We start from the raw sequence: 12,984 nt of genomic DNA, 5'->3' as shown, positions 1-12,984 counted from the left end.
TGCTGAAATCCGACGCTTGTTCTGTTTCGTCTATAAGTATTCAAGGTTTAGTTCTGAGTAAGTTGCGCGCAACTTGTGCGAGTGCTTGTTTGATATTTGATCATAATTTCCGGATGGTTGCCTTGGCGAATGGGTCAAGGGCAGTGCGACGTTGTGCAACGCAGCAAGATATGGTGCGAACCGAAGCTACTAGCATGCCGCCGAGCGAGCTATAACAAATGTTGTCGCGCAGAACGGAGGCGAGGCGGCGGCTGCCGTTTGCCTCTTTCAGCACGGCTTTCGCAATGAGACAGAATTGGCGGCGCGTTCATTGATCAGCCCGGCGGTCCCGGTCGAGCATGAGCGCGACTATCGAGCCGGCGCAGGCCGAAATCAGGATTGAGACCCAGGTGATGCCGCGAGATGGCTGCTCGGGTTCGGCGACGGCAACGGCCTTTTCAGCGGCCACGGCCTGCGCTACGACCGGGCCCAAGTCCGGTCTCGTCCCGCGGCGGATCGAATAGGCGCGCGTCAGCTCGGCGCCGAACAGGAAGATCTGCGAGGAATAATAGACCCACAGCAGCGTGACGATGAGGCCGCCGGCGGCGCCGTAGGATGAGGCGATCGTGCTGGCGCCCAGGTACCATCCGATCGCCGATTTGCCGACCGTGAACAGCGCCGCCGTCACCAGTGCGCCCAGGCCGACATCGCGCCACGCCAGTGACCTGTCCGGCAAGACCTTGTAGATCGCCGCAAACAGCACCGCCGTCAAAATGAACGACAGGACCGTGTTGAGCACGCTGGCTATCGTCTCGCCAAATGGAAGATACGCGTTCAGCATCGCCGCCAACGCCGAGATCGCCGCGCTGGCGATCAGGGAGACCAGCAAAAGAAAGCCCAACGCGCCAACCAGCCCGAGGCTCGCGGCGCGCGCCCTTACCATCCTCGACAGGGACGTGTCGGTCGGCGGGACTTTCCATATGGTGTTAAGCGCAAGCTGCATTTCGCCGAAAACCCCGGATGCGGTGGCGATCAGCGTCACCAATCCAGCCAGTGCGGCCCATGTTCCGCTTGTCTGGTTCGACGCCGACTCCAGTGTGGCGCGGAAAAGCTCCGCGCTCTGTGAGCCCATCAGCCCGGAGATTTGCGCCGACAGCGCGAGTTCCGCCGCCTGGTGCCCGATCGCGATCCCTGAGATTGCCACCACGATCAGCAGGATCGGCGCCAGCGAGGTCGCGGCATAGAAGGCGAGCGCGGCTCCCCGGCTCAAGGCATTGTCGTTGACGAAGCCGGTCGCGCTCTCTTTCAGCAAAGCCCAGATCATCGACATGAACGCCCTGGCACGCCGGCAAAGCAGCCGGCCTGATCCTCAATCTGCCGTCTGCCATTTTGTTCCCGAGGCAACCGAACTGCCTTTGCGGCATTGAAGGCAACAATGGGAGACACAATCATGGAGCGGCCGCTCTATTTTCTTGCCGAGTTCTTTTCGAAGCCGCCGGGCTTCTATCTCATGCTCGCCGCCGCCCTTTCATGCGCCCTCGTGCGAGTTCGACGGTCGGGACCTACATCCTCTCCATTTCGGCCATTGCCTTGACCGGGGTCGTGCTGATCCAGAACTACCGTGACACCTCGGCCATGCAGGCCAAGCTCAACGAGATAATCGTGGCGCTGGATGCCGCGAGAAACGAGGTCGTCGGCCTCGAGCACGGTTCGCCGGAAGAGATCTCCGCCAAGCTTGAAGCCATCGAGCAACGGGCAGCCGGCGCCGCCAAGAGCAGATCGGGCGCGGCCTAGCAGCGCTGGGGGGATTGGCATCCTGCCCCATCAACCATGCGTCCGTGCCTCACGACAGGCAGGCCTTTTGACCCTATCTCCGGCCCATCGCTCAAGAGGCAGGGGAGAACCGTGACGTCGGCGCCAATCACCAAAACGCGAGCCGAAGCCGGCGCCTTGCCCGTCCTCGGGCTGCTGGCGGCCATGCTGTCGGTTCAGGTGGGCGCTGCCTTCGCCAAGGGCCTGTTTCCGGTCGTCGGCGCCCAGGGCACGACGACGTTGAGGCTCGTCGCCGGCGCGCTGATGCTGGCGATGGTGCTCAGGCCCTGGCGGGTAAGGCCCTCCCGCGCGGTGTTGCCCTGGCTCATCGCCTATGGCGTCACGCTCTGCTTCATGAACCTTCTCTTCTATGCCGCGCTCACCAGGATCCCCCTCGGTATCTGCGTGGCGCTCGAATTCACCGGCCCGCTGCTGGTCGCGACGCTGACGTCGCACCGGGCAAGGGATCTGGCCTGGGTGGCGCTGGCGCTGGCCGGTGTCGTGCTTCTGTCACCCTTCGCCGATGTGCGCCAGGCGCTCGATCCGATAGGCGTGCTGCTGGCACTTGCCGCCGGCGGGTGCTGGGCGCTTTACATCGTCTTCGCGCAGAAGGCCGGCGCCGAGCTCGGCGGCCGCACCACGGCCTGGGGCATGGCGATCGCCGCCGCCCTGTCGCTGCCCTTCGGCCTGACCGACATCGTACCCAAGATCGCCGAGCCGCATGTGCTGGCGCTGGCCGTCATAGTCGGTCTGCTCTCTTGCGCGCTGCCGTTCTGGCTGGAGATGATGGCGCTGACCAGGATACCGGCCAGGGTCTATGGCATGATGGCGTGCCTGGAGCCGGCGCTGGGCGCGCTGATCGGCTTCCTTTTCCTGCACGAACGTCTGACCGCACTGCAATGCGCGGGCATAGCGGCTGTAATCCTCGCCGCTTTCGGCACGGCGATCACGGCAAGGCCGCCGGTGCCGTCGCCAGCCTAGATATCGGCTTGTTGCTGGCTTTGTCAGCCGGCCCCGTTGATGATCACGGAACCGCCATTGACCGCGGTGACCTGCGAGAGCTTGTCCTTCTTGACGAGCTCGGGCTTTGCGTAGGTTTTCTTGCTCATCCCACACTCCAAAAACTGTCGAGCGAGTTTGCCAGACCAATCGAGCCTGTCAACTTCCGGCTCGCCTTGCCCGGCTGGCCAAGTCAGACTTGCGCTTAGGCTGCTTCAGCAGTTGCAATTAAGCAATTGTTTTTATGTCTACTTTTGCCAGCAAGGTTGCGGGGTTTCAAGGCTCGGGCCGCGGATATGCCTCTGGCTGAAATGCTCGGCATGCAGCCTTGCCTCTATGGCTTTCAGGCGGTCAGGCCGTCGGCGGCTAGCTGTCCGGCGATTTCGGCCAGGTCGGTGTCGCCCGGCTTTATTCGTTGCCGGACGCCCGGTGGTCGCTAGCGCCGAAAACGGTCGATGGTTGCCGAACGAGTGCCCTGACTCGTCGATCGCCGGGCCCGGGTTGGTGCGGCGTTGCGGCTTGCGGGAGCCTTCGCAGGACTACATCCCGAGGTTGAACTAGGACTTTGGTCTGACGTCGTTTGTGCAAAAGTCCGAATCGTCAAGACATGGGTCGTGGGCCACTTCCGCAAGGCGTTGCGATTTGTGAATGTTTTCGCATCGACAATGCCGTTGGGGTTTCGGCTGGGTTCGGGCCGGTTGACCGGCATGGGGAGAATGGGATGCGCGTACCGCGCATGGGCTGCAGGCTGGTCTTGCGGGCGCTGGCGGCGCTGGCGTTGACTATCGCACCTTTTCATCTCTCGATCGACGGTCCCGTCGCTTCCAAGGCCCAAGCCGGCAAGGGCGGCAATGGCAATGGCGGCGGAAACGGCAACGGCGGCGGCAATAGCGGCGGCAACGGGAACGGTAATAGCGGCGGCGGCAGCAGCAACGGAAACAGCGGCAACAGCAACGCCGGCGGCAACGGCAAGGGTAACAGCAAAGGCACCGGCGAGAATGCCACTGTCGATCATGTCAACGCCGTAACCGGCGACAAGGTCGAAGTCGACGGCAAGAGCATCAGGGTCACGCACCCCAACGGAATGACGGAAGAAATCGAAAACGGCCGCTTCAGGATGGAGGACGCGCTCGGGCGCACCATCGTCGATAGAAGGGCAACCGCTGCCGATGTGGCGCGGCTGAAGAGTTTTTGAACGGTTTGTGAGAGCGAGGTTCTATCTGGAAGTGATCGTTTCGGGACCGAAGGTCAGCGCTGCAAAATCAGGTTGCCACCTTTTGCTTCGTCTCTTCAGTCCTTGATCATCGGTTGACAGGACTTTCGTTGCTCACCTTGCCCCCGCCTTCTGGCGGGGGTATTTTTTTGGGGTCCGCCTTGCATTCCCGCAGGGCAACCCTTGGCGCATCGCGGCTCGTTGGCGCGGTCCCCGCATTTTTCACGCGCGCTATAGTCTTAGAGAATTGCGTTGCGCTTTCCAAGAGGTTTGGTTAACGCGCCGCAACCCTGCCGCGTCCTGGCGTTGCCGTTCGTCGCGCCGGTCGCATTGCGCCGGCATTGCGACATAGGTCCGGCAGAGGCGTAAAAAAGGTCCGAACCGGCAGGGCAAGGGTCGTGGGCCGCTTTCGCGCGCGTGCCCATGCATGGATGCTCTCCTCTTCTCAATCATGCCGGCCGCGGTCTGCCAGACCGGAGAGAAGACCGGCAGGGAGAGGAGATGCTCACACTGTCCTTGAACCGGCTGAGCCGGCTTGTCCTGGGGGCCTCGACGGTGCTGGCGCTGACGATCGCGCCTTGCCACGTCAAGCTCTATGGCGCCGCCAGGATCGTTCCTGCATTGGCCTATGCCGATGCCGGCAACGGCAATGGCGGCAATGGGAACGGTGGCGGCAACGGCAACGGCGGCGGCAATTCAAGCTCCGGCGGCGGCAACAGCAACAATAACAGCGGTAACAACAACTCAGGCAACAACAACGGCAACCGCGGCAACAGCGCCAGCCACAACAGCCACGTCAACGCGGCGACCGGAGACAAGGTCGAAATCGATGGCGACACAATCAAGGTCGTCCATCCCGACGGCATGAAGGAAGAAATCCGGAACGGCCGTTTCGAGATGGAGGATGCTCTTGGCCGAACCATCGTCGAGCGCCAGGCGACGCCCGAGGATCTGGCGCGCCTGCTGGGCTTGTGAGGGCAGGGAGCTACCCCTTTCTGTCCCTCACGCACCCCCGTCCTGAGGGCGGGGGTGACTTTTGTGAATAGATAGTGAATGGGTGAATGGTGAATAGTGTTGGCGCCTATCCATTCACCATTCACCAACCTAATTCTTCTCCTTCGCCTCATGCATCAGTAGCGCCGCCTCCGTGCGGTTGCGCACGTTGAGCTTGGCCAGCACCCTGGTCATGTGATGCTTGACCGTCTTTTCCTGCAACGACAGCCTGGCGGCGACCTCCTTGTTGCTGAGGCCCTCCGCCACCAGCCGCAGGATCTCAGCCTCGCGGCCGGTGAGCTGGCTGAGCGGGTCGGGCTTGCGGCTCGCCGGCTGCAAAAGGTCCGACAGCAGCCTCGCCGACAGCGTCGGCGAGACATAGCTCTGGCCAGCCGCGACCTCGCCGAGGATTTCGGCCAGCGTCTTGGAGCCGACGCCCTTCAGCACATAGCCGCGCACGCCGGTGTTGAGTGCCTGGGCGACATCGGCATTGGTTTCCGACACTGTCAGCATGACGATTTTCTGCCCGGGGTGGCCGGACAGGATCCGGGCCGCGGCGTTGAGCCCGCCGCCCGGCATGCTGATGTCGAGCAGCAGGATGTCGGGTGCGGTCGTCTGCACCAGCCTTTCGGCGTCGTCGGCGCTGGCGCCTTCGCCGACCACCGCGAACCCGCCGATCTCGCCGAGGCTGCGCGCCACGCCCTCGCGAAACAGCGGATGGTCGTCGACAATGGCGATACGGATGGATGCGGTCACGGCTGCTCCTCGACAGATAGTGTGATCACCAATCGCGTGCCTTGCGGGCCGGACAGTGTTTCGAACTGTCCGCCGATGCTTTCGATGCGTTCCCTCAGGCCCGCGAGCCCGAGCCCCTCGCTCCTGCTGGGATCGAAGCCAGGACCACCGTCCATCACCTCCACCATCAGCCTGCCGCCTTTCATGCCGGCCCGCACCGCCTGATCCTTGCCCTTTCCATGCCGCCACGCATTATTCAACCCTTCCTGTACGAAACGGTAAATGCTGATCTTCTCGGAAGTGCCGAGTTCCGGCAGGCGGCCGGGAAGCGTCAGCGCCACCTTGCTGCTGGTGCGCCGCTCGTGTTCCTTCACCGCCAACGTCAGGATGTCGACTACGGCCTGCGTCTCGATCTGCGGCAGAACCAGGCCGTTGCAGATGCCGCGTATCTCGCGCATCGCTTCGCCGAGCGTCTTGTGGATGCCCGATATCTCGGCCTCGCGCAATTCGCTCGAGGCGGCTGGATCGAGCAGCAGCGGGCTGTCCATCCTGAGCGCGGCCAGCGCCACAAGCTGAGCCGGCCCGTCATGCAAGTCGGCGCCGATTCGCCTGAGATAGCGTTCATTGATGGCGGTGGCGCGGCGCGAGGCCCGCTGCACGCGCTGGCGCAGCGATGAGTTCTGCGACAGCGCCGACTGCAATTCCGTCACCTTCGCCTCGAGTGCCGTGCGTTGCGTCTCGATGGTGCGGCTGCCGCGAAAGACGATTCCGGACAACAGCGCCAATGCCGCCGCCGTGGCGCCAGCCACCACCAGCCAGGTCGACCACAGCGCCGCGTTCAGCGTTTCCTGGAAGTCGTCGGCGATCTCGTAGAACTCCGACACGGCGACGACTTCGCCCGACCAGGGTTCGCGCACCGGATTGTAGATCTCGAACAGCGGCGCGTTCACCGTTTTCTCCTCACCGGCTTCCGGGTCGTCGTCGAGGTCGTTGTATTCGGCCATGACATTGCCCGCGAAAGCCGAAATCAGGTTGTGGTTGGGCGGGAAGGTCTTGCCGATCAGCTCGGCGTCGTCGGCATAGAGGATCATGCCGTCGCGCCGCCAAAGCTTGAACGAGACCAGCCGCTTGCCGAGCGCGCCCTGGCCCAGCGTCTCGTCCAGCGCCCGCTTGACGGTGTCGCTGAGCTCGCGGCTCTTGCGCATGTCGGGCAAGAGCGGCGCGATCACGCTGTCGACATAGAGCGCCGTGGTGGCGGCGGAATTGCGCATGACGCCGTCCCGGATCTGCGAAGTCACCCAAAGCCCGACCAGCAGCATCGCGGCCAGCAACCCGACGCCGCTGGCAATGAAGAACTGCAGCGCCAGCGACAACCTGCCCCATCGCCGCAAAAATCCCCCCAAGAAAGTCCCGAACAATCGCACACCTCTCCCCTGGCTGCGAAGACTATAGACTTAGTCCGGCGTTTGCGACATCGACCTTGGTGTGGGCCACTGGGAGCCACCCGTTGGCATCGTGCAGTCTCTTGGTGCGACGCAATGCGGTCACTCCGGGCTGCTTCAGCTTCCGCACCGGGCGCTGGCGAAACGGTTCGGGAAGCCCCGGGAGGTGACGTCCGTCAAATGGACGAGACAGGCCGATGGCTGGCATGCCGGCTCATCCCTTCGTGGGCTACGCACTCAGGCTTAATTGAGTGATTGCTAATATGTTTGTAGGGTCCGTGGCGCGGCGGGCGTGCGACACCCGAACCCGCAGTGGCCGGTGCGGCTTGCCCCCCGAAGCCCAAGCCCCAAGCTGCGCCGGCCATTATGGCGGGGTGCTTCGCCCAGTGAATTCCTTGCCGGGTTCGCTTTGTGCCGTTCGCTCGATGAACAGCTTGGCATGTTCGGCCCAATCGGCCGCCGTGACGCCATGCTCACGGGCCGATTTCTGGAAAGCCTCGCGCAGAAGGTCGAGGTCGAAGGCCGAAAGCCGCTTGTTGTCCGATATCTGATTGCGCGCCACCGCTACCCCCGGAAGCGAGTCATATACTTCTCTATATCTTTCATATGCCCCGCGAGTTGGGGCTTTCAAGCGCATGTCCTGACTTCTTTTGGGTGCAATTACGTCCCGTGGGCCGGTATCACTCACCGTTGGCCGCGCCGGATGGCTCGGTGCGATCTGCTTGCCGCCGGACATCCGCCCGGTCCGGCTGGCTGGGTCCTCAAGGAAATGCTAATATTGATCGCGCCGATGCAAGCATTTGCAGCTTCGCGCGGCCAGTGGCGGCGGTTGCCGTCGAGGGGACGGCATGCGGATCGCAATGATAGGTGCGGGCGGCATCGGCGGCTATGTCGGCGCCAGGCTCGCCGAGGCGGGAGGCGACGTCAGCTTCATTGCTCGCGGCGCCCATTTGCAGGCAATGCGCGAGGGCGGCCTGCGGATTCAAAGCGACATCGGCAACGTCTTTCTGGCCGATGTGTGCGCGAGCGACTCGCCGGCCGATATCGGTCCCGTCGATCTCGTGATCTTCGCGGTCAAGCTCTACGACAGCGAGAAGGCCGCCGGCGCGCTCGGACCGCTCGTCAGCGGGAAAACGCGCGTCGTGACGCTGCAGAACGGCATCGACAGCGTCGGCATTCTCCGCCGCCATATTCCCGGCGACAGCGTCATTGGTGGCGCCACCTATCTATCCGGCTTCATCAAGCAGCCCGGAGAAGTCGTCCACGCCGGCGGGCTGCCTCACATTCTCGTCGGCGGGCATGGCGATCCTCTCATCAAGGATCTTCAGGCGCTATGCGATCGGGCTATCGGGCTGGAGCTGAAGCCGGTTGCCGACATCGACAATGTGCTGTGGGAGAAGTTCGTGACATTGGCTGCCTTCTCCGGCGGAACGTCGCTGATGCGCTCGGGCATCGGTCCGATCCTTGACGACCCCGAGGCGCGTGTCTTCATCGAACAGCTGCGCGACGAGGGAATGGCGATTGCCGCAGCGGCCGGCCATCCGCTGGCCGAGGGGTTCGAAGGACGCGTCACGACCAGATGGTCCGCATTCCCCCCGCATGTGAAATCGTCGATGGCCAACGATCTCGAAAGAGGGAAACCGATCGAGGTCGCCTGGCTGTCCGGGCGGATGCACGAACTGGGCATCAAGTTCGGCATCGCGACCCCTGGCCACACGGCGGTCTTCCGCGCCTTGCATCTCCGCGCAGCAGGTGCCGTCCCCTAACGGCATCCCATCGACCTTCCATGGAGGGCGTCATGACATCGAGCGAAGGCATGCCAGTGACGACTGGGAGCGAGGCAACAGGCTCCCAAAATATGTTCAACCAGGAGCTCGAGACCTACCGCAGGATCGTGGCGGCGAACCTGATGTTCCATCGCGAGGTCTATCGCCTGCTGCGCGACGTGCTCACGGAGCTTGCGCCTGCGTCGTTCCGGTTTCTCGACATTGCCTGCGGCGATGCCGGCGCCTCGGCCGCGACGTTGAGGACGACCACGATCGGCAACTATGTCGGCATCGATCTGTCGGAAGCATCGCTGCGGCTTGCGGCCCGAGAGCTCGATGTCCTGCCTTGCCCCGTCGAGCTGCGCTGCAGCGATTTCGTGCATGCGATGGCGAAGTGGTCGGAACCCGTCGACGTGATCTGGATCGGCATGTCGCTGCACCACTTGTCGAGCGAGGGCAAGGCCCGGCTGATGCGCAACGTCCGCAGGGCCTTGGGAGGGATGGGCCTGTTCGTCATCTGGGAGCCCGCTTTGTTCGAGGGAGAGGATCGCGCTGCCTGGCTCGCGCGCTTTTCCTTGCTGCGCGATGAATGGTCGGCCGTCTCCGACGAGGAGTTCGCCGCCATGGAACGGCACATGCTTCTGGCCGATTTCCCGGAAACCGCAGCGAGATGGCTCGGCATGGGGCGCGAAGCCGGCTTTTCCCATGCGGAGGAAATATTCGTGATGCCGAACAGAATGGGTAGGATGTTCCGGTACTGGAACTGACCAAGGGCGCGATCATGGCATCCAAACTGAAGCCGGACGACATTGAACCGGGTGATGCGCCGGTTCCCTCGGCAATCGAGCTTGTCGGCCGCTGGGGGCGGCTGCGGCCGCTCGACGCCGCGCGCGACGCGGCAAGGCTCTATCCGCTCTCGCATGACGAGCACACGCGGGCCACCTGGATCGACATGAAGGTGGGGCCGTTCGCCACCGAACGAGTTTTCGCCGAGCATGTCGCCGCCCTGGTGGCGGATCCGAAGCGCGCCTTCTTCGCCGTCGACGGGCTCGACGGCGGGCCACTGGGCTGGCTCTGCCTGATGGAGGCAAGGCCCGCGCATCATGTCATCGAGCTTGGCTACGTGCTCTACACGCCGCCGCTGCAGCGCACCCGGCTCGCCACCGAGGCGCTCTATCTCATCCTGCGCCACGTCTTCGACGATCTCGGCTACCGGCGGCTGGAATGGACCTGCACCTCGACCAACCAGCGCTCGCGCAGGGCGGCAGACCGTCTCGGCTTCGTCTATGAAGGCATGCTGCGCGAGGGCCTGTTCCTGAAGGGCGAGCCGCGCGACATCTGCATGTATTCGATGCTTTCCAGCGAATGGCCGGCCCGCCGCGCCGCCTTCGAGGCCTGGCTCGATCCCGCGAACTTCCGCGATGGGCGGCAAATCTGGTCGCTAACCGAAATACGTGCGGCTGCCGGCCATGATCCTGGGGAGCCGGCGGATCCGCCGCTGCCGCTCTGACCGAAAACCCTTGCCGGTAGCGATGCCGGTTTCGTGCTAATCAACTCAGCGGTTTCGCATGCAGGGGGCAGGCCTATGAGGGCGCTCGAAATCTCCAACCAGGACTTGTCGCGGCTTGCGGATGAGGCGATGGACCTCGCCCGGACCTACTGGGCCTCGCTTGACGATCGACCGGCCTATCCGTCGACCAGCGGCAAAGAGACGACCGAGCTTTTCTCGCGGCCCTGGGCCGAGGAGGGCAGGGGCCGCGACGTCCTCAAAGACTTCGAGTTGATCGCCGCGCGTGCGCGACCGTCCGCCGGCAGGTTCTTCGCTTATGTCTTCGGCTCGGGCGAGCCGGTCGGGGCGCTGGGAGAGTTGCTGGCCTCGGTGCTCAATCAGAACGTCGCCTCGTGGCGATCGGCTCCGGCGGCGACGTCGATCGAGCACGCCGTCGTGGGGTGGCTGGCGCAGGCGGTCGGCTGCGCCGGGTTCACAGGCAGCCTTTGTGGCGGCGGCTCGGCGGCAAACCTGATGGCGCTGGCGATGGCGCGCGAGGCTAAGCTGCCGGCCAACGAGACGGGGGTGCGCGGCGGCGTGATCTACGCGTCTGAGCAGGTGCACATGTCCATTCCGAAGGCGGTGGCGCTCATTGGCATCGGCAGGGCGAACCTGCGCCTGATACCCGTCGACGATCAGTTCCGGATGCGGCCAGATGCCCTCCAGGTAGCCATCGCCGCCGATCGCGCGGCCGGACGAAACCCGATCGCGATTGTCGCCACGGTCGGCACCATCGTCTCCGGTGCCATCGACCCGCTGCCAGAGATCGCCGACATCGCCGGGCGCGAGGGCCTATGGCTGCATGTCGACGGCGCATATGGCGTACTGGCCGCCCTGGCCCTGCCGCAACAGCTCAATTCGTTGGCGCTGGCGGATTCGCTTTCGCTCGACGCGCACAAATGGCTCTATCAGCCGCTGGACTGCGGCTGCCTGCTGCATCGCCACCCGGACATCGCGCGCAAGACGTTTTCGCACAGCGACGACTATGTCGGCCTGCTGAGTCAGGATCCGACGGAAGGTTTCGCCTTCTTCGAGGAATCGTTCGAGCTGTCGCGGCGTTTCCGCGCACTGAAGCTTTGGCTGTCGCTGCAATATCACGGGCGCCGCGCCTTTCGCGACGCGATCGCCGAGGACCTGCGCCATGCAAGGCTGCTGGCGGAGGCGGTCGAGGCGCATCCGGAGCTGGAGCTTCTGGCGCCGGTGCCGCTCAGCGCGGTCTGTTTTCGCCATCGTGCCAAGGACAACAGGGCGATCCTGAGACGCGTGAATGCCCGCGGTCGCGTCTATCTGTCGAACGCGACGGTCCGCGACCAGTTCGCGCTCAGGGCGTGCTTCGTCAACCACCGCACGACGGACGGCAATGTGCTCGAAATCGTCTCGGAGGTGATCGCGGCGGCCGGCGAAGTTAACGACTGAGGTAAGGTTCGCCAGTCGGCCAAAATGTCACTCGACGAAGCCGAACCTGTCGACGTCGAACAGGCCCATGTCGGTCAGCTTGAGATGCGGGATGACCGGCAGCGCCAGGAACGCCACCTGCAGGAACGGCTCAGGGATCGTGCAGCCGATCGCGCGTGTGGCCTCGCGCAACTGGTGCAGTGCATGGGTGACGGTCTCGAAGGAGTCGAGGCTCATAAGCCCGGCCAGCGGCAGCGCCAGCTCGGCGGTGATGACGCCATTGTCGGCCACCGCCATGCCGCCGCCCATCGCGATAAGCCGGTTGACCGCCACCGCCATGTCGGCGTCGGTGGCGCCGACCACGGTGATGTTGTGGCAGTCATGGCCGATCGAGGAGGCGATGGCGCCGCGCTTGAGGCCGATACCTCGCACAAAACCCTTGCCGATATTGCCGTTCCTGCCGTGGCGCTCGACCACGGCGGCCTTGAGGATGTCGGCTTCGGGATCGGCCTGCAGGGACTGGTCGAGGACGGGCAGGGCGGCGTCCTCGCGGAAGGTGATGATGAGGCCGGGCTTGATCGCGATCACCGGCGTCTGGTTGCGGCCGGCCCTGGCCTCGACACGGAAGGCGTCCGCCGTGACCGGCCTCGCCTTCACCGAGCCGAGGCCGACCGGCGCCACCGTCCGCCGCGTCTCGAACAGCGCCGGGTTCACCAGCCGGCCGCCCGCGATGACGTCGCTGACGCGGCAGTCCTCGAGGTCGTCGAGCAACGCGATGTCGGCCCGCCAGCCGGGTGCCACCAGGCCGCGGTCGGTGAGGCCGAAGATGCGCGCCGCCGAATGGCTGGCGGCGCGGTAGACGTGATGCAGCGGCCGGCCCTTGGCGATCAGCCGCCGGATCGAGGAATCGAGATGGCCCTCCTCGGCGATGTCGAGCGGATTGCGGTCGTCGGTGCAGAGCGCGACGAAGCTCGACGTGTCGGCGTCGAGGATCTCGGCCAGCGCGTCAAGGTCCTTGGAGGCCGAGCCCTCGCGGATCAGGATCGCCATCCCCTTGGCGAGTTTTTCGCGCGCCTCGGCGGCGGTCGTGGTCTCGTGGTC

Annotated in this window: 14 protein-coding genes; 8 read left to right on the top strand and 6 right to left on the bottom strand. The window is 64.4% G+C overall.

Annotated features, from left to right (window positions below; translation table 11 throughout):
• Positions 1-307: 307 nt before the first annotated feature.
• Positions 308-1,303, bottom strand: a complete 996-nt coding sequence (locus EN738_RS19935; protein ID WP_320254388.1) for a YihY/virulence factor BrkB family protein — start codon at positions 1,301-1,303, stop codon at positions 308-310.
• Positions 1,304-1,509: 206 nt separating this feature from the next.
• Here EN738_RS19935 and EN738_RS19930 point away from each other — a divergent pair, with 206 nt between their 5' ends.
• Together EN738_RS19930 and EN738_RS19925 are read left to right on the top strand one after the other, a co-directional pair.
• Entirely contained in the window at positions 1,510-1,773 is a 264-nt protein-coding gene (locus tag EN738_RS19930; RefSeq protein ID WP_348629098.1) for a low affinity iron permease family protein, read from the top strand.
• A gap of 111 nt (positions 1,774-1,884) precedes the next feature.
• Positions 1,885-2,772, top strand: a complete 888-nt coding sequence (locus EN738_RS19925; RefSeq protein WP_127285200.1) for a DMT family transporter — start codon at positions 1,885-1,887, stop codon at positions 2,770-2,772.
• Between the two features lie 23 nt (positions 2,773-2,795).
• Here the strand turns inward: EN738_RS19925 and EN738_RS19920 are convergent, their stop codons facing one another.
• Entirely contained in the window at positions 2,796-2,900 is a 105-nt protein-coding gene (locus tag EN738_RS19920; protein WP_127285199.1) for a putative RiPP precursor, read from the bottom strand.
• Between the two features lie 611 nt (positions 2,901-3,511).
• On the opposite strand from EN738_RS19920, the gene EN738_RS19915 reads away from it, so the two are divergent.
• Positions 3,512-3,985 (top strand): hypothetical protein, encoded by a 474-nt coding sequence (locus tag EN738_RS19915; RefSeq protein WP_127285204.1) that lies wholly within the window; start codon positions 3,512-3,514, stop codon positions 3,983-3,985.
• A 519-nt stretch (positions 3,986-4,504) separates the two neighbouring features.
• A complete protein-coding gene (locus EN738_RS19910) occupies positions 4,505-4,978 on the top strand; it encodes a hypothetical protein (protein ID WP_127285198.1) in 474 nt (157 codons plus the stop codon).
• Between the two features lie 129 nt (positions 4,979-5,107).
• Here the strand turns inward: EN738_RS19910 and EN738_RS19905 are convergent, their stop codons facing one another.
• The 3 genes from EN738_RS19905 to EN738_RS35960 form a co-directional block, all read right to left on the bottom strand.
• Complete coding sequence (locus EN738_RS19905; protein ID WP_127285197.1) at positions 5,108-5,752, bottom strand: response regulator transcription factor; 645 nt, start codon at positions 5,750-5,752, stop codon at positions 5,108-5,110.
• Positions 5,749-7,104: a sensor histidine kinase gene (locus tag EN738_RS19900; protein WP_127285203.1), complete on the bottom strand. Its 1,356-nt coding sequence runs from the start codon at positions 7,102-7,104 to the stop codon at positions 5,749-5,751. Before EN738_RS19900 ends, EN738_RS19905 begins: the two co-directional genes overlap by 4 nt.
• Positions 7,105-7,537: 433 nt before the next feature.
• Positions 7,538-7,909: a hypothetical protein gene (locus EN738_RS35960; RefSeq protein ID WP_127285196.1), complete on the bottom strand. Its 372-nt coding sequence runs from the start codon at positions 7,907-7,909 to the stop codon at positions 7,538-7,540.
• A gap of 112 nt (positions 7,910-8,021) precedes the next feature.
• On the opposite strand from EN738_RS35960, the gene EN738_RS19890 reads away from it, so the two are divergent.
• From EN738_RS19890 to EN738_RS19875, 4 genes are all read left to right on the top strand, one after another.
• Entirely contained in the window at positions 8,022-8,939 is a 918-nt protein-coding gene (locus tag EN738_RS19890; RefSeq protein ID WP_245478298.1) for a 2-dehydropantoate 2-reductase, read from the top strand.
• Between the two features lie 32 nt (positions 8,940-8,971).
• Positions 8,972-9,706, top strand: coding sequence for a class I SAM-dependent methyltransferase (locus EN738_RS19885; RefSeq protein ID WP_187331177.1), 735 nt, complete (start codon positions 8,972-8,974; stop codon positions 9,704-9,706).
• A gap of 14 nt (positions 9,707-9,720) precedes the next feature.
• A complete protein-coding gene (locus EN738_RS19880) occupies positions 9,721-10,449 on the top strand; it encodes a GNAT family protein (RefSeq protein ID WP_127285194.1) in 729 nt (242 codons plus the stop codon).
• A gap of 75 nt (positions 10,450-10,524) precedes the next feature.
• The gene (locus EN738_RS19875; protein WP_127285193.1) at positions 10,525-11,904 is read left to right on the top strand and encodes a pyridoxal-dependent decarboxylase; all 1,380 of its coding nucleotides are present in this window, start codon (positions 10,525-10,527) and stop codon (positions 11,902-11,904) included.
• 27 nt (positions 11,905-11,931) lie between these two features.
• On the opposite strand, the gene EN738_RS19870 is transcribed toward EN738_RS19875, so the two are convergent.
• Positions 11,932-12,984: adenine deaminase C-terminal domain-containing protein (locus tag EN738_RS19870; RefSeq protein ID WP_145966882.1), on the bottom strand; the 1,053-nt coding region annotated here is incomplete at its 5' end.

This window comes from Mesorhizobium sp. M4B.F.Ca.ET.017.02.2.1 (assembly GCF_003998955.1).
GTDB classification, from domain to species: domain Bacteria; phylum Pseudomonadota; class Alphaproteobacteria; order Rhizobiales; family Rhizobiaceae; genus Mesorhizobium; species Mesorhizobium abyssinicae.
This window is presented reverse-complemented; position numbering and strand designations above follow the sequence as displayed.

What these genes read in the sequence shown, in the direction of transcription:
- EN738_RS19920 (WP_127285199.1), bottom strand. Translation starts at nt 2,900, where the DNA reads ATGAGCAAGAAAACCTACGCAAAGCCCGAGCTCGTCAAGAAGGACAAG.
- EN738_RS19880 (WP_127285194.1), top strand. Translation starts at nt 9,721, where the DNA reads ATGGCATCCAAACTGAAGCCGGACGACATTGAACCGGGTGATGCGCCG.
- EN738_RS19890 (WP_245478298.1), top strand. Translation starts at nt 8,022, where the DNA reads ATGCGGATCGCAATGATAGGTGCGGGCGGCATCGGCGGCTATGTCGGC.
- EN738_RS19885 (WP_187331177.1), top strand. Translation starts at nt 8,972, where the DNA reads ATGACATCGAGCGAAGGCATGCCAGTGACGACTGGGAGCGAGGCAACA.
- EN738_RS19930 (WP_348629098.1), top strand. Translation starts at nt 1,510, where the DNA reads ATGCGCCCTCGTGCGAGTTCGACGGTCGGGACCTACATCCTCTCCATT.
- EN738_RS19935 (WP_320254388.1), bottom strand. Translation starts at nt 1,303, where the DNA reads ATGATCTGGGCTTTGCTGAAAGAGAGCGCGACCGGCTTCGTCAACGAC.
- EN738_RS35960 (WP_127285196.1), bottom strand. Translation starts at nt 7,909, where the DNA reads ATGTCCGGCGGCAAGCAGATCGCACCGAGCCATCCGGCGCGGCCAACG.
- EN738_RS19910 (WP_127285198.1), top strand. Translation starts at nt 4,505, where the DNA reads ATGCTCACACTGTCCTTGAACCGGCTGAGCCGGCTTGTCCTGGGGGCC.
- EN738_RS19875 (WP_127285193.1), top strand. Translation starts at nt 10,525, where the DNA reads ATGAGGGCGCTCGAAATCTCCAACCAGGACTTGTCGCGGCTTGCGGAT.
- EN738_RS19915 (WP_127285204.1), top strand. Translation starts at nt 3,512, where the DNA reads ATGCGCGTACCGCGCATGGGCTGCAGGCTGGTCTTGCGGGCGCTGGCG.